We start from the raw sequence: 22042 nt of genomic DNA, 5'->3' as shown, positions 1-22042 counted from the left end.
CGCCTCAGGCTGGCTGCAGTCATCCAGTTCTGGAGAACTGGTCACAGCTGCCGTCATTAGCGGTCATTGGACTCTTCGTGCCCTGAGCGATCGCTGTACCAACAGGGAGCGGCCATTCAGCAGAGCTCTCGCAAGGGCAATCAAGGATCAGCGGATCCAGGCAGGTCAAAAGCAGTATTCATGGCGGCGGACTGGTGGTTCTAACCCATTGCAGACCTCGAGCGCTGTCTCGAGGATGCGGTCAGAGCATAGGTGCTGCGTTTTGGCTTCCAGGCCTATGCGGTGTCATGTACCAAACGCCTAAGCGGCCAGTGAAGATATAGGTCACCCGAGTCGAGTCAGGACATCCGGTCATCCGAGACTGCGCCGGGCAGACGTTGCAGCCCGTGGCCAAACCAGCCGACTTGCTCCGTGCTGCGGACATCCAGCTGGGGTACATAAGGCTTGATGTCGAGTACAGGCGTACCGTCCAGCATGTCGTTGCCGCGAAAGCACAATATGCGTCCCTTGACCTTCACCAGTTGCACAATGGACAGACCAAGCCGGTTGGGCCGCGCTGGAGCACGGGTCGCAAATACGCCGTGGCTCACCGTATCCATAAACGGCACGACTTCCAGCTTCTCCACCGCCTGGTGCAGATGGGTGATCAGGATGAGGAACTCAAAGCCTTCGATATCACGCAGTCCTGGGGCGAACTCTTCGAAGACCTCCAACTCACCTTCAACGTCGGCTGCTGCCACAGTCTGTATCGGCATTCCCTGGGTACTTTGAAAAGGGCTATGAATGATGCCAATGGGGCGTAGTGTGATGGTGTCTGTCATAAGCTGCGGCTCAATATTTTAGAGTGTTATATTTAGAAGAATATAACGCTACGCTGCATACCAGCGCTGGCTTCTGCAGAGGATCTGAATGTTGAATGCTGTTAATCACGACGAGAGCACTGCCGATTTGAATCAATATCGAGCGCGGCGTTCCTCACGGCGCTTCTTTGCCCGCAATCTGCTGGGACTGGCGGGCATGGTCACGCTGCTGGTCGCCACGCCAGTCAGCGCCGCTGAGTCAGTGCTTGTTGCCGCCATGGGCGGCTACCGCAAACCGGTGCTCGAACTCATCGAGGCATTTCGCAAAGAAACGGGTGTTGAAGCGCAGGCTGCATTTGGCCACATCAAACAGATCGAGACCCAGGCTAGGCAGAATCGGGAAGTCGTTTTTTTGATCGGTGACAAGAGTCTGCTGGAGCCGACCGGACTATTCAGCAACTTTGACCGGCTCGGAACAGGTCGGCTGGTTCTTGTCTCAAGCAAAGGCAAATCCTTGAGTCGCCTTGACGAGCTCAAAAACACGGCCTTCACGCGCGTCGCAATTCCTCATCGCTCGCGGACCGTATTTGGCAGAGCGGCCGATGAGTGCGTGAAGCGGCTTCACCTCGCCGATGCGCTGGCTCCCAAGTTGCTCGAGGTTGAAGGTGTGCCTCAAGTTGGTAGCTACATCACCTCGGGAGAAGTGGATGCGGGGTTCGTGAACAAGACCGAGGCGCTGGCGATTGCCGGGCGCGCAGGCTCCGTGCTCGAATTGCCACAGAGCTGCTACGACCCGATTGAGATATCGCTTGGCACAGTCAGGGATCGTTCCCTCACCGAGGCACAAAGTCGCTTTCAGGCCTTTATGCAAGGTGACACCGCGCGGCGCATCATGACCGCCAATGGTCTTTAAACCTCTGCCCGGCTGTTTTGCTCGCTGAGACCTGTGCCTGGATCTCCATCCCACTGACACTGAAGGTTATGGGCTGGAGCGTGTTGCTGCAATTGGCGCTTGGAGTGCCCATTGCCTGGGCTTTGGCTCGCTGCGCATTTCGTGGCAAGGCCTTGCTCGACGCGCTCGTGACCTTGCCGCTGGTCTTTCCGCCTATTGTCATTGGCTATGCACTGCTGCTGCTGTTGGGGCGCGAGGGCTGGTTGCTGGCTTGGTTACCTCTGGAATGGAGGCCGCATTGGGTGTTCAGCGAAACCGGCCTGGTGATTGCTGCGGTGGCTGCAGGCCTTCCGCTGATGGTTAAACCGTCCCAGGCCGCGTTTGCTGAAATTGACGAGTCATTGCGTGAGGTGGCAGCGACGCTGGGCGCAAGACCTTGGCAGGTGTTTCTGAAGGTCGAGTTGCCGCAGGCCAAGCTCGGTATTCTGGCCGGACTGGTGTTGGCGGCTGGCCGCGCGATGGGGGAAGTCGGCATCTCGTTGATGTTGGGTGGCAATGTCAGTGGGCGCACCGAGACGCTATCGCTGGCTGTTTACAACCATGTGCTGGGGTCAGAGACAGATTGCGCGAACGCGCTGTCTCTGGTGCTGACTGGAGTTGCAGCATTGGCATTCTTTCTACTTCGGAAGCTTGAAAGACCGGTCGCGAAAAAAACGTGAGAATTTTCTCGGTTCTCGGCATGCAACGCGGGCCTAGCCATGCGGCTCAGGTGATCTGCCGCGCACCACTTGGACCTGGCCGCAGCCAGCTTAACGGGTCCTTATGTTGCGCTGCGTGAACTGTCTGCCGCCGAGCCAGATGACTCGGGGCTGCTGCCAGGTTGCCAAAAGGCTCTGACGGCATTGAGCATGGTCGGCTTGCGCGGCTCGGCTGCGGTCTTTATGCTGCCGAGGCTGATGAAACCAGCCAGAGACTCTGTGGGGTCAAGCCCCAGCTCAGCACACAACAAGGCATTGAAACAGCGCTCGCCGCTGAGCATGATGGCACCGAAGCCGAGCTGGTGCGCGGCATTCATGAAGTTGCCTAGGGCGCAGCCGGCTGCCAGCCATTGCTCGCGCTCCGGCACTCGCATGCGCAGCTGGGGCGACACGATGAAAGCCAGTAAGACAGGACTGCGCGTGGCATGCTCGCGCGCACGTTTGACGTCTTCACGGGAAGCGAGAGGGTCGCGGCGCAGTTTCTCCTGCTCGAACAGATTCGACTGCTGCGGCTACCCAGTCCTGCTCCTGGTGGAGGGCTAGCAGGTAGGAGAGGTGATCTTGCTTCACTAAAGCCCTCTATTCAACGTGATTGCTGCGCAGCGCCAACAAGGCATTGCTTGTTCGAACGCGCCGATGGACGGTGATTGGGGTCACCCGCATGCGCCATGTGCTCACAGGTTCTCGCCCCGCCAACCTTTGCCAACTGGCCTAAATGTTCCGAGGCCGGGCTTGCTTTCAGTCTCCGGTCCCCGAATATCTGATCAGGGGGCGCAACATGGGCTTGAGGGGGGCGGGCGTGTTGTCCAGCTCGCACAGCGCATCTGCCTGCTCATACAAGGCGGCGGTCACGCTGGGTGGATAAGCCTGATGCAGATTGGCCACTGCAAGGCGGGTATAGAGCGCAGACGCGATGGCCTTGCGGTGCTCTGGCTGCTCGAGGTGCAGCCCCCATATCGATTCCTCCAGCAGAATCTCCAGCACTTGCAGCCGCTCTTCGATACTGAGCTTTTCGCTTCCCATATAGATCTCGATTTCCGTAAGCGTTGGGGAGGACTGAGCAGCCTGAAGCAGCAGTCCATGCGCGTCAGTAGATCAGGTCCATCAGGTCATCTCTCGTTATATCTGAGTATATATTGCGATGGATTGGGCAGTCTCCCGACAGAGGCTTGGAAGCTCTGCCGCAGCCTACAACGAACCCGACTGGATGTATTGAGCGCCCGCGGTGAAGGCGCATACATTGCTCCCGGTCATGAGGTCCAGGGTGCAAAGTGCCACTTTGGCATGCACTTCCATGGCCGAGCGGGACACCTGCAAATCAGCGTGTCTGTCAAATGCCTGCCTAGCTGCTCTGGACCAGGGCGACCAGCTTGTCCAGATCAGACTGGCATGCTTTGAGTGCCTCTTGCTCTATACGTCGATACAGTGCGACGACCAGATGCCCTGTTTCCGTGAGTGCTGTACCGCCGCCATGAGATCCCCCGGTTGAGGTGATCACTGCCGGAGCATTCAACGAATGATTGATGCCATCGACAAGCAACCAGGCCCGGCGATAGGACATGCCCAGGGACTTTGCAGCAGCTGCAATGGATTTCGTTTCGTTGATGGCCTCCAGTAGTTCAATTTTGCCCGGGCCGATGGCAATGACGTCACCTGTCATGACACGCATGCGAAGCTTCACTGCCGGTGCAGCAGGATTGGAGTCTGAAGTTGTAGCGGACATGCGGATAGGAATCGGTAGACGTGAAATGAAGGAACATGCAGCGCCAGGCATCCTGGCAGCGCAGGAATCAACCTCGGCACATCCTGAATTATGGCGAGAGCTGTGGCTTTAATTCCGAAGCGGCCCTATCTGACCTGCCCGGTCTAATCGAGGCAGTTTTTCCTAGAAGAACGCCGGTACTTCCTTCTGCGTGCTACTTAGCTCTTCGGTGTCGCCGATTTGCTGATGTGAGCGGACGCTATTGGCCTCAAAGCAGCCTCACGCGTCAGGACTGCAATTTTGTGGACCGCCGCAAAGCGGTCGTCGACATGTCCTTAGACTGGCTAACACCACCTATCCACGAAGCGTGCGCAGATGATCGCTGCCGCCAACTTCAACAGCGCTTCGTGGATATCCAGCCGTCGTTCAAAGCGGATTCGCAGCTTGCCAAAGCCTGCAAACCAGCTGTGCGACCTCTCCACCACCCAGCGGTGCTTGCCCAGCCGCTGGCTGCTCTCAACGCCTCGTCTGGCAATCCGGCCGATGATGCCCCGCTGCCTCAGGTGGGTTCGGCATCGCTTGAAGTCGTAGCCTTTGTCGGCGTGCAGCTTGGCTGGTCTTTTACGGGGACGCCCTGACAAGCCTGCAATCGCAGGAATCGCGTCCACGCACCTCTCGAACATCTTAGAGTCGTGCCGGTTCGCGCCGCTGACCAAGATCACCAGCGGGATGCCTCTGGCATCTACGACGATGTGTCGTTTGGAGCCGAGCTTGCCTCTGTCCGTGGGGTTGGGGCTCGTTTCCTGGCCCCCCGGGGGCTTGGTACCGAGGAGCCATCAATGCTGGCCCGGCTCCAATCGATCTGGTCGTGTTCACGCAAGCGCATCAGCATGGCTTGGTGCAACTGCTTCCAGACACCAGCGGCATTCCAGTCTCGCAGGCGCCGCCAGCAAGTCATGCCGCTGCCGTACCCAAGAGATTGGGGAAGGTCCTCCCATGGAATGCCTGTTTGCAGCACGAACAGGATGCCGTTGAGGGCGGCTTCGTCGCTGACCGCGAGCTTGCGCGCACCGCCCTTGGCAGAAGGCACGAAGGCTGGGATCAGGGGTTGTAGCTGTCGCCACAGTTCTTTGCTAACGGGTCGTCTTGCCATGAGGGCCGCAAGCATAACTGCTCTGCGAGGGGCTATGACGAAGTGATGTTAGCCACTCTTAGCCATAGACGGCATTGGGTCGTTCAGCGATAGTCGCAGATCGGCCAAAAGCGGGCTGCGAAGTGAAGGATAAGCGGTTCATCCAGTCAGCGCTACGCGAGTGGGCCTATGGCTGGACGTGCCAGAACTCAGCTGAGCGGACCCGTTCCCTGGCTATCTTGCAGCGCCACTACAACTGACACAGGCCATACAGGGGCATCAGTCACATCGCTCCGGTGTCCAGGCTCGAACCTGCAAATAACCTCTTGACGGTTCACAGCTAGGCCGCCCCGCATCGAATGATCCATTACGAATCCTGAGCGGCATCCTTTCTTACCAGGAGCTACCCCATTCGGACGATGCGCCAGAAACTGGGCCTGCATAGGCTAGATCATATGCCGCATGACCTGGCGAGAGGGGCCCGCAATCAGTGTCGGTCGAAACTGGAAATATCCGGCTCCACTAAATTGGCTTTCAAGCCAGCATGACTATTAGTTCGGGAGGGTAAAACGATGAATCGTGTGAAGCAGAAAAGCCGGAAACTATTGTTGTTCGTCGCCCTCGCTACCTCAACACTCCCCCTCGTCGCTCGATCATCCCCATTCGACCTGCGGCCTCTCTCTGGCGAAGCGATACACCAACGCACCGTCGAACGACGCGCCGTCGAACTCGCAATCTGGGGCATCCCCTTGGTAAATTTCGACGGCATTATCCAGTCAATGGAACGAGCTGGAGGACACACCAACGAAATCGCTGTGTGGACGCGTCCGTCGAACTGGACGAATCAACTGCTTACACCCAACAGCGAAGTTCTGTACGCAATTCCATTCATCAACACCAAGGATGCCGGGCCGATGGTGCTCGAGATTCCTCCTGCGGACGGAGGCACAATCAATGGTTCGATAATGGACGCTTGGCAATCAGCAGTCGAAGATGTGGGCATCGCCGGTGCTGACAAGGGAAAGGGCGGGAAATATCTGATCTTGCCACCTGGATATCAAGGCCAAGTGCCCGACGGCTACATTGTCGTTCCGTCACAGACGTTTCAGGGATTTGCCCTGCTTCGTTCCATACCGAGGAGCCACAGCGAAGCGGACATCGCTGCTGCCGGTTCGTACGTGAAACGCGTAAAGCTATACCCGTTGTCTACCGCTGAAAGCGTGGCCGAAACGAAGTTTGTCGATGTGACGAACATCGAGTTTGATGGGGCAATTCCCTACGATCTCCGCTTCTTCGAGGCACTTGACAGGATGGTTCAGATTGAACCGGTTCAGGCGCGAGACAAGATGATGTATAGCTGGCTGGCATCGATCGGCATCGAAAAAGGTAAGCGATTCGCGCCGGACAATACGACAAAGACAATCCTCCTTTCTTCGCTTCACGAAGCGCACCAGTGGTTCGTAAATCGATTCCTGATGGTGCCGCCTCGGTATTACCCTGGCAGGCAGTGGTTCTTTCCAGCGGAACCCGGTGTCAGCGAGTCTCATGGAACGTTTGAGCTCGGTGACCGCTATCTAACCGATGCGCGTGGCACCATCTACTATTTCGGATTCAGCAACATCAAAAACCCGGGCACCGGTCAGTACTACCTGCTGACAACAAAGGACAGCGGCGGGCGCTTCCTTGATGGAGGTACCACTTATCGCCTCACCGTACCCCCGAATGTACCTGTCAGCCAGTACTGGTCCATCACCTTATATGACCGCGCGACCCACACGTTTATACGTGGGGTAGAACTCCCGACGCGTTCTTCGCTGGAGGCCGGCCTACAAAAAAATTCGGACGGTTCCGTGGATATCTACTTTGGTCCGAAGGCACCGGCCCGGCGCGCTGAGAACTGGATTCCGACCAAATCCGGTGGGACCTTCGAAGTGATGTTTCGGGCATATGGTCCGACGAAGCCCCTCTTTGACAAGACGTGGCAATTGGAAGACATCGCTCGGGTTCGCTGAGTCAGATCAAATTGTTGGTGTCGTACCTGACCGGCCTTTACGATTCGCTGCTGCTGATCACGCACACGCTGGTCGACGACGGCTCGATCAAGGTCTGACACGCGTTGATGGTCAAGTCGCCCTCGGGCAGCAACGAAGTGGTTGTGCTCGACACCGTTGCGCCCAAACAGTGCCAGGAAGAGTGCAGCCTCGCGTTCGTGCAGGACTTCGAAGTCTGGGCGCACAGAACGCACTCGCTTGAGGGTGTAAGTTCCTTAACTGCGTCAAGGTGGAAGGCGACTTGAAAACTGCGCTCGGCACGGTGGCTGTAGATAGCGATATGTAGCGCACAAAATATTGCGGCGTGAGCGCAGTGTACGCGTCAATACCATCAGTCTGGGCATCATCACACCACTGGCAAAGGACGAGCTCTCAGGAGCGCGCGGCACCGACTATTGATGCATGATCGATGGCTGTCCAGCGAAGCCTTTCACCGAGCCGGATGACGTTGCGAACGTAGCCGTGCTACCGGTGGGGCCCGATGGTGCCTTTATTACTGGCAGCGACTTTCTGACGGATGGGGGCGTTACCGCGTCCTGCTGGTTTGGATCGCTTGCACCGCAGTAGCGATTCGGGGGGCGGTTCTTATTTCGAAAGCGGTCATTACAGCCTCGCGGCCTTCAGTGGCTGAGATGTGTTGATCTGCGACTGTCGTAGTCCGGCGGCGGATTCAACCGGTCGATGCAACACACTAGCCACCACATAGGCGGCAGGAGTGTTGCAAATGAAGCAGCGACCCAGAATCTATTATTAAGATAGCCGGAAAGCTCTGATGAGGGGCGCTGGACGTAAGGCTGGACGTTGCAGGAGATCGGCAAGCTCTTTGATCGCGCCCACTCTTCGATCCACCGAATCCTGGCCGAGACAGGTGGAATCCGTCCCGCCCAACGATCACGGGCCGCAACCGCATTGACGCTGGCCCAACGAGAAGAGATCTCGCGAGTCATCGTGGGGGGGGCGTTGATTCGCGCCATTGCCACTCGGCTAGGACGAGCACCATCGACAGTCAGCCGGGAGATCAAGCGCAATGCTGGGCACTACAGCTACCGAGTGAACCAGGTAGATGCAGCTGTTTGGGACCGAGCAAGGCGCCCCACGTGCTGCAAACTCGTTGCGAACCGCACATTGTCCCAAACCGTGGCCCACAAATTACGGATGCTATGGTCGCCTAAGCAGATTGCTGGTTGGCTCAAGCAGACTTATCCTTGCGACGAGGGGCACCATGTCACGCTGTCGAAATAGTCGATGCAGCGACAGCACCTTGTCGCACAGGGCCTGCGTCGGCCCGTAGAGACCTTCCTGCACCAGAATTTGCGCGCCTACCTCGGTATGCACGTCAAGCTCTGCCAAGTGCTCGGCTGCTCGCCAGCCGACGCCCATGCATCGTCCACGGGCGTGCATTCCATCAGAGATTGCAGATCGCCGACCGACGACCCGGCAAAGTTGCACACACGCTGCAGGAGCGCTGGACAGGCGCTTGCAGGTGAAATCCCCGTCCATCTCCGCCACCACTATGTCGTCATGCTGGGGACGTAAGAATTCATCCACCGGGAGCCAATCTCCGTCATAAAGGCCCGCGCCCATCATGCTGTCACCGTTTAAGGCATCACAAAGGCGGTGGCAGGGTGTTGAATCAGGCTCTTGGCCAGGTCAAAGCGGGGAATCCCAAAGTCTTCTGCAGGGCTGGAAAATCCGGCCTGCACGCAACCTAGCGCCATGGCCGGCTCTGGAAGAGTGCTGACCACGAGGGCAGGTTGGTTCACTGAAATACTGTTTATGTGCACAGTGTGTCAATCGCAAAATTGCTCTTGTAACCAACATCACTTGCGCGACGGATAACTTCGTCTTATCCAAAGGCCTCCTGCACTGAGTGATCGCATGAATTTCCAGAACCCACATTGGGTCGTCTCAGATACATTGGTATAGTTGTAACAATTGGTATATTTGAGCCGGCAATACATCAACGAATGAGGGAACTTCGATGCTAGTGAGTCGTGGATCAGCGGGCCTGCTGGGCTTAGCGCTGTTGTTGGTAGGCTGTACAGGTAAGGGCATCGATGCTCCCTTGGCAACAACTGATGAAACGGCTTATAGAGCTTCGCTGAACAAGGCATGGCCAGACATGAGTGCTCATCAGCAGGAGGCATTCAACTGGGCCGTAAGCAATTTCAGTCTGCAGCAGCTGATCGCGAAGTACTCGAGCATGACGCCGCGTGTCGTCATCAGTCGTGAGACAGATGAGTACATAGAGCTGAAAACCCTGCAGGCAGCAAAGAGTGCAGCAGAGTTGGCGGCCAATGCAGAGAGGCTGACGCAGCAGGAGCAGTCTCTGAAGAGCGTGGAGGCAGAGCTTTCCAAGATCTCGGCTCGAGGACTGACGATTCAGAATCGATTTGGATTTGGCAAGGACTTTGTCTATGAAGTCAGCAACGCCAGTAAATTCAATTTGTCGTCTGCCCAATGGGATGCCTGGTTGTTCTTGAATGGTGAAGAAACCAGCACGCGTCATTGCAAGGTCTACAGCTCTTTCAAGTACGGCGGCGGCCTGCGTGCCGGTGCAAGCATGAGGAAGAACTATGAAGTCGGCTTCATGGCTTGCGAAAACTGGAACACCTTGGAGGTCCAGAATGCCAAAAGCAAACAGTACCAACTGAAGCTTGAATTTGCTTCGGTAAAGGATTTCGACGAACGGCAAGTCTTGCCAGTGATTTCACCATCGAGAGGCGATTATGAAAAAGCTATCGCTGATGCAGGCAAGGAAATTGAGAATGCCAGGATGCACAAGGGATCGTTGAAGTAAGAGCTGCCTGGGCAGCGTTAAGCATCAGCTTCGGTTGTATTCATCGCGTCTGCATTGCGTTCCATCTGCCCCTTGCTGGTCAGGCCGCTATCCCCCAATGTGTGGGTGACTTCCTTGACCAGCCAGCCTTGGCCATCACTCTCAGAAGTGAACCCCGTCACGCGCACAGGGGTCTGATGCATCAGTTCTGGCACACCGATGGCCAGATTCAGATCGAACGTGGCCATACCTCTATTGATGCGCTGCAGCTCACTCTTGGCGGCAGCCAGCGCATCGGCCTCGCTGCCAAAGTTTCGGTCATTCCACAGCGCCTTCACGCCGTCATAGGCATCGCGGGTGCCACTGGCCCAGCGGTGCTGATCTCCGTCGATGCGGGTGATTTCAATGGTGGGCAAGCTCTCGCCCTTGCTGGTCTTGGTGCCTTTGATCGGCATGAAGAGCAGATGCTTCTTCTTCACAGTGGCCACGGCGTCATATTTGCGCGCCAGCCGGGTGATGACGTGCATGTCTGATTCATTGGTCTGGTCGATGTGCTGGATCTGGGTGGCGCCCAGCTTGGCATCTACCTTGTGGGTGAGCTCGTTGCGTTTGGCGAGCGTGGCCAGGATGTTGCCCAGACTGTTGTCGTGCCAGCTTTTTTCGGTGCGCTTGCTGATCTCGCCGCCCAGATCGGCAGCACGGGCGCGAATGGTGATGATGTCCGGGGCCCCGCTGTGCTCGGACTCGTCCACCACAAAGGTGCCTTTGTCGATCAGCTGAGCTCCTTGCGACCACAGCTCCCGCGAGATGGCAATTGCCCGTTGTGGTCGCTTCGCATCAACGGTTGAAACCGTATTCTGGCGGAAAGCAGCTGGAGTCGAACCAACCCGGGAGCGGCTGACGCCCCCCACCGGGTTTGAAGCCCGGCCGCGCCACCGGGCACGATTGCCTTCCTTTGAGTCAAGAGTGGCAACTGCCACTCTTGTAGAAGATAAGACAGCGATTGTAGCCAGCAATCCGGCACCCGATGACAAAAGCACGTCAAGGCCGCATATCCCGATCTACTCAAATTTGATAGCTTGTTGCGTAAGCGGGATAAAGAACCTGGACTGATTCCTATCTGTTTTCCTTGTAGGCTCAGCGTGGAGTGCTATTCCAATGTACGTCAGGGCGCAGCAGATGGGCGTCGCGCACGCGGCGCGTGTAGCCGGTACGGTCGAAGAATTCGAGAATCTGGATGGCGCGCTTGCGGCCCAGACCAGTTGCGTCGCGGAAGGCGCTGGCTTCCACTTCCCCCCTGGCGTGGCGGCTGGCGATGTCGGCAACCAGGGCCGCGAGCTCATCCATGCGTGCCGGTGTATAGAACAAATCCTTGACGACCTGGAACAACTGGCCCTGGCGCGAAAGCTTTTTGAGCAGCTGGCGCACGAGCTCTTCGCCTGCCGCATGGTCGCGCGCCAGATCGCGCACCCAGGGCGGGTCATAGCGGCCTGCAGTGATGGCGGGCAGCAGCTTTTCGGCCAGCGTCTGCTCGGCACTGCTCAGCTGCACGCTGTGTTGCGGCAAATGCAGCCAGGCACCGGTGCTGGCTAGCAGTTGGCTGCTGAGCAGGGCATCGACCAGGCCTTGATAGAGTGCGTCGTAGCTGCCTTGCTGCAGGCCGGGCAAGGCCATGCGCCTCAGTCTGGCCGCGTTGACGCCGGGCTCGTCGGGCGATTTTTCGTGAAAGCGCGCCAGGCTGTCGATGATCTGGGTCTGCAGCCGCTGCCAGCGCTGCAGGCCCAGCACCAGGGCATCGCCGCCGGCAATGGGTAGCTGGATGGTGTCGGCAAGGCGGGACTCGGGGAAGGCATGGCCGCTCAGACGCACCAGCTGCGAGCGCGCAATGCCGTGTGGAGCCTGTGCAATCAGTGGCCCGAAGTCGCTGCGGGCTATGAGCTGCTCCATGGCGTCGAGGTAGGCCATGCGCTCCGCGCTGCGGCGCTTGCGGCTCGGGGCATAGGGGTCGAGCACCATGCCGCCTGCGATGGTGCGGCTGGCCTGGGCGTTGCGCAGAATCAGGCGGTCGCCGGGCAGTGCGAAGACCGGCGTATCCAGCACCAGCTGCACGCGGGCTTCGGTGCCGGGCTCTATGCCTTGGTCCTGCAGCAGGGCGACATGGCCTGTTGTGCGCTTGGTGCCCAGATGCACATGCACCGCAGTCCATTGCTCTAGTGGGGGCGCTTCGCTGAGCAGATGCAGATGAATGTCGAGGCGATCTGTGGCCTGTAGCAGGCGCGGGTCCATGATCCAGTCGCCGCGTTCGATTTCGTCCTTGCCTATGCCAGCCAGATTCAGTGCGCAGCGCTGGCCGGCGACGCCGCTGTCGCTGCTCTGGTTCTGGGCATGAATGCTGCGTACGCGCACGGCCTGACCGCTGGTCGAATGCGCCAGCGTGTCACCCACCCGCACCTGGCCATTGAAGACCGTGCCCGTGACCACCGTGCCCTGTCCCGGCAGCGTGAAGACGCGGTCCACGGCGAGCCGGAACAGTCCGTCCCGGGGACGGGCCTGCATCATCTGGGCCTGCACCTGCAGGTGTTCGCGCAGAGCCTGCACGCCGGCATTGCCGGGGTCTGCGGCATTGGTTTCAAAGATGGGACTGCCCGCCAGCGCAGTGACGCCGAGAATGGCGTTGATTTCGCGGTGCACGTCGGCAATGCGTTGCGGCAGCACGCGATCGACCTTGGTCAGCGCCACGCTGCCACGCCTGACACCCAGCAGCTGCAGAATTTCCAGATGCTCTATGGTCTGGGGCATGACGCCGTCGTCGGCAGCCACGACCAGCAGGGCGTGATCAATGCCCACGGCGCCGGCGGCCATGGTATGGACGAATTTCTCGTGGCCCGGCACGTCGATGATGCCCAGCACATCGCCGTTGGGCAGCGGGCTGTAGGCATAGCCCAGTTCTATGGAGATGCCGCGGGCTTTCTCTTCCTTGAGGCGGTCGGTTTCCACGCCGGTGAGCGCACGCACCAGCGTGGTTTTGCCGTGGTCGATATGGCCTGCGGTTCCGATGATCATGGTGTGCTTGTAGTTTTGATGGCTGCTGGCGCTTGTGTATCAAGCGAGGCAAGGTGTTTTTGTATAAATGCGGAGGGCCGGGGCCATGGTGCTGTCTCAGGCCAGCCGCGACAGTTGCGCGGCAAACAGGGCCTGTGCCGGGTTTTCCAGGCAGCGCAGATCCAGCCACAGCGCGTCGTCATGCAGGCGCCCGATCACGGGCCGAGGCAGGCCACGAAAGCGTGCTTCGAGCCGGGTCAGCTGGCGACCCGCCTGCTTGCCGCTGGCCGGATAGATTCTGAGGCCGAAGCTGGGCAGATTTTCCACGGGCAGGGCGCCGCTGCCGATCTGGCTGTTCATGGCAGCGGTCTCCACCACATAGTCCTGGCCCAGTGCCTGCTGAAGCAGAGGCTGCAGCTGCTCGGCCTGGGTCTGCATGTCGCTGGCCTTGCGCGTGAACAGGCGCAGCGTGGTCAGCTCCTGGGCGAGCTTTTCGGGGTTCAGATACAGGCGCAGCGTGGGCTCCAGCGCAGCCAGCGTGATCTTGCCCACGCGAAGAGCGCGCTTGAGCGGATTTTTCTTGATTCTGGCGATCAGCTCCTTGCGGCCCACGATGATTCCGGCCTGCGGGCCGCCAAGGAGCTTGTCACCGCTGAAGGTGACGATGTCGGCGCCGGACTCGACCGTCTCGCGCACCGTGACTTCATAGGGCAGGCCCCAGTCGCGCATGTCGATCAGCGTGCCGCTGCCCAGGTCGACAATCATCGGCAGATTGCTGTCGTGTGCAATGCGGGCGACATCGGCGTCGCTCACCGCCTTGGTAAAGCCAGTGATGGCGTAGTTGCTGCAATGCACCTTCATGAGCGCGGCCGTGTTTTCGCCTATGGCCTCTGCATAGTCTTTTTCATGCGTGCGATTGGTGGTGCCGATCTCGACCAGCCGCGCGCCGGCGCGGGTCATGACATCGGGGATGCGGAAGGCGCCGCCGATTTCCACCAGCTCGCCGCGCGAGACCACGACTTCCTTGCCCGTGGCCATGGTGGAGAGAACCAGCAGCACGGCTGCGGCATTGTTGTTGACAACGGTAGCGGCTTCGGCGCCGGTCAGCTCGCAGATCAGCGACTCGACCAGGTCGTCGCGATCGCCGCGGCTGCCGTCTTCAAGGTCATATTCCAGATTGGCGGGGGAGCTCATGGCCTGCACCACGGCATCGATCGCAGCCTGCGGCAGCAGGGCGCGGCCCAGATTGGTATGCAGCACCGTGCCGGTGAGGTTGAAGACCGGCTGCAGGCGTGGCGCGAACCGGGCCTGAAGCTGGCGCTGTGCGGCTTGCACAATGCTGCCGATGTCGGCCTGCAAAGTCTGGCCGGGCTGATCGGCAAAACCCAGGAGCTGCTGGCGCAGCCCCGTCAGCACATCGCGTACTGCCTTGGTGCAGGCGTCCAGGCCATAGGATTCGCGCAACATCTGCATCTCGATGGCGAGCAAGACCTTGTCCACGGCGGGAAGCTGGGAGGGGTGCGAAATTTCAGGGGCGGTCGCTGCGGTATTGCTCATGGCCGGAGGGTGTGGGGTCTTCGGAAAATGGAAAAGGCGGCAGAAAGAGCTGCCGCCTTCATTATGCTGGCGCTTGCTGCCGGCGGGATCAGGCTGCGGGGTCCACCAGCTCGTTGCCAGTCTCGCCCGACTGCTCTTCGGCTACGGCCACAAACAACAGAGGATTGGCGCTGGCGCGCTGGAACTGGGTCTCGCTCATCAGCAGATCCAGCATCAGGCTGGCCAGATCGTCGGCCAGAGGCTCGACCATGGGGTTCTTTTCCTGATTCACGATCTTGCGGTAGCTGCCACATTCATCGCAGGTCTCGGCCAGAACTTCTTCGCCCGCACCTTCAAGGCCCTGGTAGTGGATGCCCTTGGTGGATTCGCAGTGCGTGCATTTGATACGCACCATATGCCACTCGCAGGCGCAGGTTCCGCAGTGCGCATAGCGGTGACCGGCCACTTTGCCGCCAATGCGGATGATGCTGGCCACGGGCTCGCTGGCACAGATGGGGCAGATGCTGGCAGGGTCGGTGTAGGGAACGTCGCGGGCACGGAGACTGGCCGAGCGCTTGGCAAAGGTCACTTGCAGCGCAGCCATGATGAAGGGGGCCATGCCCACATGGCGGGCGGCGACTTCTTTTTGCAGCAGCTTTTTGGCAATGTCTGCACGGGTCTCGGGGGCTAGTGCACGCAGCTCCTTGAGCAGAGGCTGCAGCGGTGCGGGCAGGCCTTCGCTGCCCTGCAGCGTGTCGAGCATGTTGTCGAGCACGGCTTGCCAAGCGGGGTCGATGGTGTCGACTGCGGGCAGCAGAGGCATCGAGTGCTCCTGAGCACGCGCCATGAGTTCGGCATCGGGCACAGAGATCTCGATGGTGGCGGCAGCCTTGTGCTGCGCATCCATGATCTGGGCCACAAACAGCAGATAGTCTGCAATGGGATTGCCGTTGGCCAGCTGACGCAGGCGTGCAGCGCGTTCGGCGAACAGACTGCTTACCTGGGGCAGCAAGATGCGGGGAAAGCTGGTGTGATCCAGTGCTTCAATTTCACCGGGTTGAAGAATGCGTTGCATTGACAGGGTTTCCAAATGAATCAGCCGCCGAGCGCCGATAAACGCTTGGCGGCTGGGTTGTTAGGGGAGAAGACTAAAAACCTTAGTCGTTGTCACCCGTCATCTTGCGGTACCAGCCGCGGTGGTGTTGCTTGGCCCAGGCTCGCGTTACTGTGCCATAAAGCATGGCGCGAATGGTTCCGCGAGTCCAGATGGCGGCATACACGTGCATGATGATCAGACCGATCATCCACACGGCAGCGATGGCGTGAACCACCGAAGCCGCTCGCACCACGTTGACCGGCAATGTCCACCAGGCGCGCCACATCAGAAAGCCGGTGATCACGATCAGCAGCATGCCGATTACCAGGCCCCAGAACAACAGCTTCTGACCACCGTTGTACTTGCCCTGTTCGGGCATGTCGTGGTCGTCGCCATCGATCATCTTGTTGACGTTCTTGAGCCATTCGATGTCGCGCGGCTCAACGATGTTGAGCTTGGCGAAACGGCAGGCCATGATGACGAAGAATGCGCCCATGACAACCCCGATGTAGGGGTGCAGGATGCGGGTCCAGGGGCCGCCACCGAACAGATTGGTCAACCAGAAGAAGGCCGGGTGAAAGAACGCCAGACCGGACAGGGCCAGCAAGATGAAGCAAATGCCTACCACCCAGTGGTTGGCGCGCTCCGATGCGTTGTAGCGCACGAGGTCGCGAGGATTGCGTTTCATTTGCCGTTCTCCTTGTTCAGCGCTTCGGCGTCCTTGCGTTCCATTTCATCTTCAAGGTCCTTGGACACGTCGTTGGGTCCCTTGGTGATGTAGTGGAACAGGCTGCCGATTGCGGCTGCGCCCAGTGCGGCCATGGCCAGAGGCTTGGCTACACCCTTCCACAGCGACACCATGGGGCTGATGGACGGATCGTCCGGCAGGCCCTTGTACAGCGAAGGTTTGTCCGCATGGTGCAGCACGTACATCACGTGCGTACCGCCCACACCCTGCGGGTCGTAGAGACCCGCCTTTTCGTAGCCGCGTTCCTTGAGGTCCACGACACGGCGGGACGCTTGCTCCTGCATGGCTTCCTTGGTGCCGAACTGGATAGCGCCCGTGGGGCAGGTCTTGACGCAGGCGGGCTCCTGGCCAACAGCCACGCGGTCCGAACACAAGGTGCACTTGTACGCCTTGTTGTCCTTCTTGGAGATGCGCGGAATGTTGAACGGACAGCCCGTGACGCAGTAGCCGCAGCCTACGCACTGGTCTTGCTGGAAGTCCACGATGCCGTTGGCATATTGGACGATGGCGCCAGGCGAGGGGCAGGCCTTGAGGCAGCCCGGGTCTTCGCAGTGCATGCAGCCGTCCTTGCGGATCAGCCATTCCAGGTTGCCTGTGGCTTCGTTTTCGTACTCGGCAAAGCGCATCACGGTCCACGACTCCGACGTCAGATCCGTCGGGTTGTCGTAGACGCCTGCGGCAACCGTGCCGATTTCGTCGCGAAGGTCGTTCCACTCCATGCAGGCGGTCTGGCAAGCCTTGCAGCCAATGCATTTGGAGACGTCGATCAGCTTGGCGACTTCCCCCGCGTGCGCACCGCGTGCGCTGGGTGCGGGGGTCGTCGTGGCCGAGCGGCGTTTGATATCGAGAGACATGGTTGAGGACATCAGCGTGGCTCCTTAGATCTTTTCCACCTTCACGAGGAAGGTCTTGGATTCAGGGGTCAAGCTGTTACCGTCACCCACGGAGGCTGTCAGGTTGTTCGCCAGATAGCCCTTGCGTCCCGTTGTGGAGAAGCCCCAGTGAATAGGCACACCCACGTGATGGATGGTCTTGCCATCGATCTTCATGGGCTTGATGCGCTTGGTCACCACGGCAACCGCCTTCACGAAACCGCGCTTGGACGAAACCTTGACCTTCTGGCCGGTCTCTATGCCCAGTTCCTTGCCCAGTGCCTCGCCGATTTCCACGAACTGCTCGGGCTGAACGATGTTGTTCAGCTGAACGTGCTTGGTCCAGTAGTGGAAGTGCTCGGTCAGGCGGTAGGTCGTACCCACGTGCGGGTAGTCCTTGGGATCGCCCTGGGTGCCCTTGGCGGTTTCCAGGATGCGTATCACGGGGCTGATGACGGCCAACTTGTTGTTGGGATACATGGGGTTGTAGCCCAGCGGGTTGTCAAACGCCTCGTAATGCGTGGGGAACGGACCTTCTGCCATACCCTTGCGGGCAAACAGGCGAGCCACCCCTTCGGGGTTCATGATGAAGGGGTTGATCACCTCAGGATCCAGGCCCACGGCGACGTCCGGCACGTCCGCGCCGCCCCATTGCTTGCCGTTCCACTTGATCAGCACGCGTTCGGGGTTGAAGGGCTTGCCCTGGCGGTCGCAGGATGCGCGGTTGTACAGCACACGGCGGTTGGCAGGCCAGGCCCAGGCCCAGTTCAGCGTGTTGCCTATGCCTGTCGGGTCGCTGTTGTCGCGGCGCGCCATCTGGTTGCCGGACGAGGTCCAGCTGCCAGCCCAGATCCAGCAGCCGCCCAGGGTGGTGCCGTCATCGCGCATTTCGCCGAAGCCCGCCAGTTGCTCGCCGGCCTTGCGGATGAGCTTGGTGGGGTCCTTGGGGTCGAACAGATCCACCAGCGCACGACCGTTGTATTCCTTGGCCACTTCCTCGGAGGAGGGGTGATCGGCTTCGGCATAAGGCCAGTACAGATTGGTGATGGGGTCGGAGAACTTGCCGCCGTCCTTCTGGTAGAGAGCCTTCAGGCGCAGGTGCAGACCGGACATGATGGCAATGTCGGTCTTGGCCTCTCCTGGGGGCTCTGCAGCCTTCCAGTGCCACTGCAGCACGCGCGAGGAGCTGACCACTGCGCCATCTTCTTCGGCGAAGCAGGTGGTTGGCAGGCGGAACACTTCGGTCTGGATGGAAGCGGAGTCCACGTCGTTGAATTCGCCGTGGTTCTTCCAGAACTCGGAAGTTTCTGTGACCAGCGGATCCATGATGACCAGGAACTTCAGCTTCTTGAGACCTTCGCGCACGCTGTTGCTGTTGGCCAGAGCCGCCAAGGGGTTGAAGCCTTGAGCGATATAGCCGTTGACCTTGCCCTGCGTCATCATCTCGAAGATCTGCAGCATGTCGTACTGCTTGTCCAACTTGGGCAGATAGTCGAACGCCCAGTTGTTTTCAGCAGTTGCGGCCGCTCCCCACCACGCCTTCATCAGGCTGACATGGAACTTGGGCGTGTTCGACCAGTAATTCATCTGGCCAGGGCGCAGCAGCTTGGGCGTGCGGGTGGCGATGTACTGGTTGTAGTCCTGTTCGGCTTCGTTTGGCAGCGTCAGGTACCCGGGAAGCGAAGCAGACAGGATGCCCAGGTCCGTCAGGCCCTGGATGTTGGAGTGGCCGCGCAGCGCGTTCATGCCGCCGCCGGCGATACCGATATTTCCCAGCAGCAGCTGGATCATGGCGCCGGTACGCAGGATCTGCGCACCAGTGGTGTGCTGAGTCCAGCCCAGGGCGTACATGATGGTGGCAACACGGCCGGCTTCGGCGGTCGAAGCAAGCTTCTCGCACACGTGCAGGAATTTTTCCTTGGGTGTGCCGCAGATGGATTCCACCTTCTCGGGCGTATAGCCGGCGTAGTGCTTCTTGAGCCACTGATAGACGCAGCGAGGGTGTTCCAGCGTGGGATCGACCTTCACAAAGCCATCTTCACCGAGCTCATAGTCCCAGGAGGCCTTGTCGTACGTGCGTTTTTCGGGGTTGTAGCCGGAGAAAATACCTTCGTCGAACGCAAAGTCCTCGCGCACGATGAATGAGAAGTCCGTGTAGTTCTTCACATACTCGTGGTGGATTCTGTCGTTTGTCAGCAGGTAATTGATCACGCCACCGAGGAAGACGATGTCCGAGCCGGAACGGATCGGCGCATAGAAGTCAGCCACGGATGCCGAGCGGTTGAAGCGCGGATCGACCACCATGAAGTGAGCCTTGTTGTGCTCCTTCGCTTCGGTCACCCACTTGAAGCCGCAGGGGTGTGCTTCGGCGGCATTACCGCCCATGATCAAAATAACGTCCGCGTTCTTGATGTCGACCCAATGGTTCGTCATCGCTCCACGGCCAAACGTCGGGGCAAGACCTGCCACCGTCGGGCCGTGTCAGACACGTGCTTGGTTGTCGAGTGCAAGAAGGCCCCAGGAACGGGCCACTTTGTGCGTGATGTAGCCGGCTTCGTTGCTGGAGGCCGAAGCGGCCAGCATGCCGGTGGTCAGCCAGCGGTTGACCTTCTGACCTTTTTCGTTGGTTTCAACGAAATTGGCGTCGCGGTCTTCCTTGAGCAGCTTAGCGATGCGGTTCAGTGCCTCGTCCCAGGACATGCGCTTCCACTCGGACGAGCCGGGGGCGCGGTATTCGGGGTACTTGAGACGGCTGGGGCTGTGGACAAAGTCCAGCAGCGATGCACCCTTGGGGCACAGCGTGCCGCGATTGACCGGATGATCCGGGTCGCCTTCCACGTGCATCACGGACAGGCGGGAGTTTTTCCCGCCGTCGCCCAGGGAGTACATGAGGATGCCGCAACCTACCGAGCAGTAGGTGCAGGTTTGACGGGTTACGGTGGTGGCTGACAGTTTGTACTGTCGCACCTCAGCAAGGGCGGCTGTGGGTGAGAAGCCCATCAGCGCCAAGCTTGAACCCGCCAGAGTCGAACCAGTCACTTTCATGAACTGGCGTCTGGAGAATTGGTCCATTGTGGGGTACCTTTTCGTATGAACGCTTATGTGAAAGCAAATTTTACGACCCCCCTCATTTTTGATAGCAGTTACAAACCCTTAATTCTTGAGTAACGTTGAGCGACTTTGAGTTTTATGTTTCGTTTTTGTTTTTCTTAATGGCGGCGATAGCTTTCAACCTACGCCTCTCAACCTATCAACTTTCAGCTCGAAAAGCCATCGGTCGGCAGGCCGAATTGAACAGAAAATTCCTAATCTGTGTCGCTTTTCCGTGTTTCGGTAGGAAGGGGGGCGACGGTGGAGGCAAGGTCTGCTGCAGGCTGTTGCGAATCGGTTGTTGTGCGTTTTTGCGCGATTTTCTGATTCAGCAGCTTCTCCTCCTGCTCCTGCATGGTGGCAAACAACTCCCAGGCCGCCATGAACAGGGCGGCGATCGCCGGACCGAGCACAAAGCCCGAAAGACCGAACAAGGCCATGCCCCCCAGGGTGGAGATCAGCACCACATAGTCAGGCATCTTGGTGTCCTTGCCGACCAGCAGGGGGCGCAGCACGTTGTCCACCAGGCCGATGACCAGTACGCCATAAGCGGCAAGGATCAGGCCTTTGGTGACAGCGCCCGTGGCCAGAAAGTAGATAGCCACCGGCCCCCAGACCAGGCCCGCCCCCACTGCGGGCAGCAGCGACAGAAAAGCCATGACCACAGCCCAGAGTACTGCGCCCTGAATGCCCAGAATCCAGAAAATCAGTCCCCCCAGCGCGCCCTGGGCGGCTGCAACGGCCAGATTGCCCTTGACTGTGGCGCGGATGACAGTAATGAACTTGATGGCCAGCTCGCGCTTGTGTTCGGGCGCGAGAGGCGTGGCTGCCCAGATGCGTGCGACCAACTCCTTGCCGTCGCGCAGCAGAAAAAAGATCAGGTAGAGCATGACGCCGAAGCCCACGACAAAGCCCAGGGTGTTCTGTCCCAGTCCCACGGCCTTGGTAGCCGCGAGCTTGCTGGCCTGCAGCGCGATGTTGGAGAGTTTGGCCTGGATTTCCTCCAGAGTGCCCAGGTGCAGCTTTTCCATCCATGGCGTCAGCCAGGAGGGAAGGGCATTGAAGACTTGCTCCACATAGCTGCCAGCGGACAGGTTGCCGCTGCTGACCTGGTCATAGATGGCCGAGGTCTCCTTGATGAGCGACAGCCCTATCAGAGACAGCGGCAAAATGACCATTACCAGACTAATTAGCAAGGTTGCCAACGCGGCCAGCGTGGGCTTGTTGGGCATGCGCATCAGCAGCTTGCGGTGCAGGGGGGCGAAGACGATGGCAAACACCACACCCCAGAAGATGGCTACGGCATATTCCTCGAGAACCAAGCCGAATCCTGCGGTTACTGCTATTAAAAGAAGAATGAATGCACGTTTGTGAAGCGGCAAAAGCGGCATGCGAATCCTTGTTTATGGAGTTCCCGCAATGTAAGCGACTCCCAGGGGTGTAAACATCTTGTCTTTTATAAGACCAAGACTTTGAACAGTGGCACAATGGCTGCCGCAACTCAAGGCCCTTCCCCAGCCACAGTCGCATCCGCCAATCGGTAC

At 59.1% G+C, this 22042-nt stretch carries 19 protein-coding genes, 1 tRNA gene and 2 pseudogenes; 6 read left to right on the top strand and 16 right to left on the bottom strand.

The genetic code is table 11. The annotated features are described in order from the left end of the window. Window positions 1-338: 338 nt before the first annotated feature. Window positions 339-821, bottom strand: a complete 483-nt coding sequence (tsaA, locus tag CTATCC11996_RS19705) for a tRNA (N6-threonylcarbamoyladenosine(37)-N6)-methyltransferase TrmO (RefSeq protein WP_003079567.1) — start codon at window positions 819-821, stop codon at window positions 339-341. An 88-nt stretch (window positions 822-909) separates the two neighbouring features. Here tsaA and modA point away from each other — a divergent pair, with 88 nt between their 5' ends. Both modA and modB read left to right on the top strand, forming a co-directional pair. Continuing rightward, a complete protein-coding gene (gene modA / locus CTATCC11996_RS19700; protein WP_003079566.1) occupies window positions 910-1713 on the top strand; it encodes a molybdate ABC transporter substrate-binding protein in 804 nt (267 codons plus the stop codon). A 17-nt stretch (window positions 1714-1730) separates the two neighbouring features. Next, window positions 1731-2411: a molybdate ABC transporter permease subunit gene (gene modB, locus CTATCC11996_RS19695; RefSeq protein WP_034349677.1), complete on the top strand. Its 681-nt coding sequence runs from the start codon at window positions 1731-1733 to the stop codon at window positions 2409-2411. Window positions 2412-2512: 101 nt separating this feature from the next. On the opposite strand, the gene CTATCC11996_RS19690 is transcribed toward modB, so the two are convergent. The 4 genes from CTATCC11996_RS19690 to CTATCC11996_RS25200 all read right to left on the bottom strand — a co-directional run bounded on the left by CTATCC11996_RS19690 (window position 2513) and on the right by CTATCC11996_RS25200 (window position 5305). Continuing rightward, entirely contained in the window at window positions 2513-2929 is a 417-nt protein-coding gene (locus tag CTATCC11996_RS19690) for a nitroreductase family protein (RefSeq protein WP_236597929.1), read from the bottom strand. Window positions 2930-3188: 259 nt separating this feature from the next. Beyond that, window positions 3189-3473: a hypothetical protein gene (locus CTATCC11996_RS19685; protein WP_003079563.1), complete on the bottom strand. Its 285-nt coding sequence runs from the start codon at window positions 3471-3473 to the stop codon at window positions 3189-3191. A 319-nt stretch (window positions 3474-3792) separates the two neighbouring features. Then, a complete protein-coding gene (locus CTATCC11996_RS19680; protein ID WP_003079562.1) occupies window positions 3793-4119 on the bottom strand; it encodes a winged helix-turn-helix domain-containing protein in 327 nt (108 codons plus the stop codon). 377 nt (window positions 4120-4496) lie between these two features. Continuing rightward, a protein-coding gene (locus CTATCC11996_RS25200) for an IS5 family transposase (RefSeq protein WP_085959867.1) occupies window positions 4497-5305 on the bottom strand; the annotation gives its coding sequence in 2 pieces (ribosomal slippage) (window positions 4497-4975 and window positions 4975-5305; 810 coding nt in all). 125 nt (window positions 5306-5430) lie between these two features. On the opposite strand from CTATCC11996_RS25200, the pseudogene CTATCC11996_RS26555 reads away from it, so the two are divergent. The 3 genes and pseudogenes from CTATCC11996_RS26555 to CTATCC11996_RS26550 all read left to right on the top strand — a co-directional run. Beyond that, window positions 5431-5628, top strand: a pseudogene (locus CTATCC11996_RS26555) (IS481 family transposase); the annotation flags it as partial. A 228-nt stretch (window positions 5629-5856) separates the two neighbouring features. Then, window positions 5857-7296, top strand: a complete 1440-nt coding sequence (locus CTATCC11996_RS19665) for a DUF1254 domain-containing protein (protein WP_003079559.1) — start codon at window positions 5857-5859, stop codon at window positions 7294-7296. Between the two features lie 811 nt (window positions 7297-8107). Then, a pseudogene (locus CTATCC11996_RS26550) lies at window positions 8108-8565 on the top strand (transposase); the annotation flags it as partial. Here the strand turns inward: CTATCC11996_RS26550 and CTATCC11996_RS25365 are convergent. Together CTATCC11996_RS25365 and CTATCC11996_RS26370 are read right to left on the bottom strand one after the other, a co-directional pair. Next, the gene (locus tag CTATCC11996_RS25365) at window positions 8494-8919 is read right to left on the bottom strand and encodes a S24 family peptidase (protein WP_236597928.1); all 426 of its coding nucleotides are present in this window, start codon (window positions 8917-8919) and stop codon (window positions 8494-8496) included. The pseudogene CTATCC11996_RS26550 and the gene CTATCC11996_RS25365 sit on opposite strands and share 72 nt — an antisense overlap. Before the next feature lie 14 nt (window positions 8920-8933). Then, window positions 8934-9098, bottom strand: coding sequence for a S24/S26 family peptidase (locus tag CTATCC11996_RS26370; protein WP_003079557.1), 165 nt, complete (start codon window positions 9096-9098; stop codon window positions 8934-8936). Window positions 9099-9316: 218 nt separating this feature from the next. Here CTATCC11996_RS26370 and CTATCC11996_RS19655 point away from each other — a divergent pair, with 218 nt between their 5' ends. Beyond that, a complete protein-coding gene (locus CTATCC11996_RS19655) occupies window positions 9317-10135 on the top strand; it encodes a hypothetical protein (RefSeq protein ID WP_138983869.1) in 819 nt (272 codons plus the stop codon). Between the two features lie 17 nt (window positions 10136-10152). Here CTATCC11996_RS19655 and CTATCC11996_RS25175 read toward each other — a convergent pair whose 3' ends face one another. The 9 genes from CTATCC11996_RS25175 to CTATCC11996_RS19605 form a co-directional block, all read right to left on the bottom strand. Further along, window positions 10153-10869, bottom strand: a complete 717-nt coding sequence (locus CTATCC11996_RS25175) for a contractile injection system protein, VgrG/Pvc8 family (RefSeq protein WP_238532431.1) — start codon at window positions 10867-10869, stop codon at window positions 10153-10155. 103 nt (window positions 10870-10972) lie between these two features. Beyond that, window positions 10973-11068 (bottom strand) — tRNA-Sec (locus tag CTATCC11996_RS19645). A 183-nt stretch (window positions 11069-11251) separates the two neighbouring features. Then, window positions 11252-13177 (bottom strand): selenocysteine-specific translation elongation factor, encoded by a 1926-nt coding sequence (gene selB / locus CTATCC11996_RS19640; protein WP_003079553.1) that lies wholly within the window; start codon window positions 13175-13177, stop codon window positions 11252-11254. Window positions 13178-13273: 96 nt separating this feature from the next. Beyond that, window positions 13274-14713, bottom strand: a complete 1440-nt coding sequence (selA, locus tag CTATCC11996_RS19635; protein WP_003079550.1) for an L-seryl-tRNA(Sec) selenium transferase — start codon at window positions 14711-14713, stop codon at window positions 13274-13276. 88 nt (window positions 14714-14801) lie between these two features. After that, window positions 14802-15767 (bottom strand): formate dehydrogenase accessory protein FdhE, encoded by a 966-nt coding sequence (gene fdhE, locus CTATCC11996_RS19630; RefSeq protein WP_003079549.1) that lies wholly within the window; start codon window positions 15765-15767, stop codon window positions 14802-14804. Window positions 15768-15849: 82 nt separating this feature from the next. Continuing rightward, complete coding sequence (locus CTATCC11996_RS19625) at window positions 15850-16476, bottom strand: formate dehydrogenase subunit gamma (protein WP_003066500.1); 627 nt, start codon at window positions 16474-16476, stop codon at window positions 15850-15852. Further along, window positions 16473-17402, bottom strand: a complete 930-nt coding sequence (gene fdxH, locus CTATCC11996_RS19620) for a formate dehydrogenase subunit beta (RefSeq protein ID WP_003079546.1) — start codon at window positions 17400-17402, stop codon at window positions 16473-16475. The genes CTATCC11996_RS19625 and fdxH overlap by 4 nt, the downstream gene beginning before the upstream one ends. Window positions 17403-17414: 12 nt before the next feature. Next, on the bottom strand, window positions 17415-20480 hold the full coding sequence (gene fdnG, locus CTATCC11996_RS19615; RefSeq protein WP_138983868.1) for a formate dehydrogenase-N subunit alpha: 3066 nt from the start codon (window positions 20478-20480) through the stop codon (window positions 17415-17417). Between the two features lie 233 nt (window positions 20481-20713). After that, window positions 20714-21889, bottom strand: a complete 1176-nt coding sequence (locus CTATCC11996_RS19605) for an AI-2E family transporter (protein WP_034349669.1) — start codon at window positions 21887-21889, stop codon at window positions 20714-20716. Window positions 21890-22042: the final 153 nt, after the last annotated feature.

The organism is Comamonas testosteroni ATCC 11996 (assembly GCF_000241525.1).
GTDB lineage: Bacteria > Pseudomonadota > Gammaproteobacteria > Burkholderiales > Burkholderiaceae_C > Comamonas > Comamonas testosteroni.
This window is presented reverse-complemented; position numbering and strand designations above follow the sequence as displayed.

Bases quoted from the DNA above. Each gene is read 5' to 3' on its own strand.
- CTATCC11996_RS19685 (WP_003079563.1), bottom strand. From the start codon at position 3,473: ATGGGAAGCGAAAAGCTCAGTATCGAAGAGCGGCTGCAAGTGCTGGAG.
- selB (WP_003079553.1), bottom strand. From the start codon at position 13,177: ATGATCATCGGAACCGCAGGCCATATCGACCACGGCAAAACCACGCTG.
- CTATCC11996_RS19605 (WP_034349669.1), bottom strand. From the start codon at position 21,889: ATGCCGCTTTTGCCGCTTCACAAACGTGCATTCATTCTTCTTTTAATA.
- selA (WP_003079550.1), bottom strand. From the start codon at position 14,713: ATGAGCAATACCGCAGCGACCGCCCCTGAAATTTCGCACCCCTCCCAG.
- CTATCC11996_RS19680 (WP_003079562.1), bottom strand. From the start codon at position 4,119: ATGCGTGTCATGACAGGTGACGTCATTGCCATCGGCCCGGGCAAAATT.
- CTATCC11996_RS19665 (WP_003079559.1), top strand. From the start codon at position 5,857: ATGAATCGTGTGAAGCAGAAAAGCCGGAAACTATTGTTGTTCGTCGCC.
- CTATCC11996_RS19655 (WP_138983869.1), top strand. From the start codon at position 9,317: ATGCTAGTGAGTCGTGGATCAGCGGGCCTGCTGGGCTTAGCGCTGTTG.
- fdxH (WP_003079546.1), bottom strand. From the start codon at position 17,402: ATGTCCTCAACCATGTCTCTCGATATCAAACGCCGCTCGGCCACGACG.
- fdhE (WP_003079549.1), bottom strand. From the start codon at position 15,767: ATGCAACGCATTCTTCAACCCGGTGAAATTGAAGCACTGGATCACACC.
- CTATCC11996_RS19625 (WP_003066500.1), bottom strand. From the start codon at position 16,476: ATGAAACGCAATCCTCGCGACCTCGTGCGCTACAACGCATCGGAGCGC.
- tsaA (WP_003079567.1), bottom strand. From the start codon at position 821: ATGACAGACACCATCACACTACGCCCCATTGGCATCATTCATAGCCCT.
- CTATCC11996_RS25365 (WP_236597928.1), bottom strand. From the start codon at position 8,919: ATGGGCGCGGGCCTTTATGACGGAGATTGGCTCCCGGTGGATGAATTC.
- modA (WP_003079566.1), top strand. From the start codon at position 910: ATGTTGAATGCTGTTAATCACGACGAGAGCACTGCCGATTTGAATCAA.